Origin of the sequence: Mesorhizobium sp. M8A.F.Ca.ET.021.01.1.1 (assembly GCF_003998025.1) — a bacterium.
Classification (GTDB): domain Bacteria; phylum Pseudomonadota; class Alphaproteobacteria; order Rhizobiales; family Rhizobiaceae; genus Mesorhizobium.
Genome location: NZ_RZSJ01000853.1, coordinates 1 through 1,770 on the forward strand (window position 1 = coordinate 1; position 1,770 = coordinate 1,770).

The window sequence follows — 1,770 nt, forward strand, 5'->3', positions numbered from 1 at the left end:
GCGAAAGCCGGCCCCATACTTTCTGGTGTTAATCGACTGGTCCAGCCGGTTTCGCCCGGTTTTTCCTCATGTTAAGGATCGGCTTGCGCTGCTCGCCGGTCGTTGAGCGCAGCGTCATTGGATCGATTCATGCCGCTGCCGCCGCTTTCGCCCGAACAACTCGTGAAGCCGAGCCGTTTTGAGCTGCGCATGAGCCTCATCTTCGGCACGCTGTTCATATCGCTTGGCACCCATTTGCCCTATTTCCCGCTTTGGCTGCAGGCTAAGGGGTTTCACGCCGAACAGATCGCCGTCATCCTTGCGGCGCCCATGTTCCTGCGCGTGGTGACGACACCGCTGCTGACCACGCTTGCCGATCGAGCCAGGGACCGCGCCGATGTCTATGTCGTGCTCGTCGCGGCCTCGCTGCTGTTGTCCGCGGGGTATTTCCTGACGCCGACCTACGCGACGGTGCTGGCGGTGTCGTTGCTGCTGACCATTGTCTGGACCCCGCATTCGCCGATCGCCGATTCGCTGGCGCTTTCGGGCGTGCGCCGCTTCGGGTCAAACTATGCGGGCATGCGCAAATGGGGATCGATCTGCTATCTCCTGGCCAATGTCGCGGGCGGCTTCATTCTGGCGGCTACTGGTCCCCGGGCCGTTCCGGTGATCATATTCCTTGCCCTTGGCGCGGCACTCGCCGCAGGCCTGATGGCGCCGCGCCTGGGGAAGCCGCGCAAGGCCTCGCCGCTGTCGGCGACGGAAATCCAGCACGCGGCGCCGGGCCTGTTCAATGCCTATTTCCTCTATTTCACGCTTGGCGTCGGCATCATCACCGCCAGCCACGCCTTCCTTTATGGCTTCGTCTCGATCTATTGGAAATCGATCGGCATCAGCGATTCCGTCGTCGGCCTGCTATGGGCATGGGGGGTGGTGTCCGAGGTCTGCATGTTCCTGTTTTTCAATCGAATATTCGCCTCCGTACCCGTCGTCCGGGTCATGCTCATTGCCGGCATCGGCTCGATCGTGCGTTGGATCGCCTTTCCGCTGGTGTGGCCGCTCGGCCTTGGCGTCGGCGGCTTTTTCGCAGTGCAGTCGCTGCATTCGGTGTCTGTCGCAATGGTGCTGATCGGCCTGCAGAAGATGATCGCCGAAACCGTCTCAGAAGAACGCACGGGCGCCGCGCAAGGCATCGCCTATTTCTTCAATGGCTTCTTCATGGCCGCCGTCACGCTTGCCTCCGGTCCGCTCTATGACCGTCTCGGCGTCGATGGCTTCCTGGCGATGATCCCGATCGCGATCATTGGCCTCGTGCTGATCGGGCTTGCGGCCCGCTCAGCCCCACAGCGCCCGGTCCGGGGGTGAGACGAGCGATCCCTGGTAGACGAGACCCGGCACACGATCCCGGGCAAGCAGCAGCGGGCCGTCGAGGTCGACGAAATCGGCTCCTTGCGCGAGTAGAACGGCCGGCGCCATTGCCAGCGAGGTGCCGACCATGCAGCCGACCATGACGCCGAAACCCAGCTCACGAGCGCGGTCGCGCAAGGTGAGCGCCGCCGTCAGCCCGCCGGACTTGTCGAGCTTGATGTTGACGGCATCGTAGAGCCCGACAAGCGCTTCGAGGTTCCCTGCTTCATGAATGCTCTCGTCGGCGCAGATCGGCACTGGATGCGCGATGTGGCGCAGGATGCCGTCACGGCCCGCCGGCAGCGGCTGCTCGATCAGGGCGATGCCCTGTTCGGCGGCAAAGGCGAAGTTCGCGACGATGTTGTCGTCGGTCCAGCCTTCATT

Annotated in this window: 2 protein-coding genes; one reads left to right on the forward strand and one right to left on the reverse strand. The window is 63.3% G+C overall.

Annotation, left to right across the window (positions count from 1 at the left end):
* The first annotated feature begins 129 nt into the window (after positions 1-129).
* Positions 130-1,344 (forward strand): MFS transporter, encoded by a 1,215-nt coding sequence (locus tag EOA36_RS34740; protein WP_127281168.1) that lies wholly within the window; start codon positions 130-132, stop codon positions 1,342-1,344.
* Here the strand turns inward: EOA36_RS34740 and EOA36_RS34745 are convergent.
* The coding region (locus EOA36_RS34745; protein WP_281040108.1) for an enolase C-terminal domain-like protein at positions 1,315-1,770 on the reverse strand (456 nt) is incomplete at its 5' end. The genes EOA36_RS34740 and EOA36_RS34745 overlap by 30 nt on opposite strands.